Genomic DNA, 456 nt, shown 5'->3' on the forward strand with positions numbered 1-456 from the left:
GAACACGAGCGTGGCATCGAGCGGCCTGGCGGTCACGATCGACACGACGGCACCGGCTGCGCCCAGCGCGCCGGACCTGACGGCCGGCACCGACAGCGGCTCCTCCAGCACGGACAACATCACCAACGACAACACCCCGACGTTTACCGGCACGGCCGAAGCGAATTCGAGCGTGACGCTGTACGACACGGACGGCACGACGGTGGTGGGCACGGGCACGGCTGACGGCAGCGGCAACTGGTCGATCACGGCGAGCACGCTGGGTGACGGCGCGCACACGGTCACGGCCAAGGCGACGGATGCGGCGGGCAACACCAGCGTGGCATCCACTGGCCTGGCGGTCACGATCGACACGGCTGCGGCGGCCCCGAGCACGCCGGACATGACGGCGGGAACGGACAGCGGCTCGTCCAGCACGGACAACAAGACCAGCAACACGACGCCCACGTTCACGGG

1 protein-coding gene is annotated in these 456 nt (G+C 69.7%); it reads left to right on the top strand.

All coding sequences use genetic code 11. The features are described 5' to 3' along the window. On the top strand, nucleotides 1–456 hold a 456-nt coding region (locus WG903_RS19145; RefSeq protein ID WP_340078293.1), incomplete at both ends, for an Ig-like domain-containing protein.

It is taken from the genome of Ramlibacter sp. PS4R-6, assembly GCF_037572775.1.
Classification (GTDB): domain Bacteria; phylum Pseudomonadota; class Gammaproteobacteria; order Burkholderiales; family Burkholderiaceae_C; genus Ramlibacter.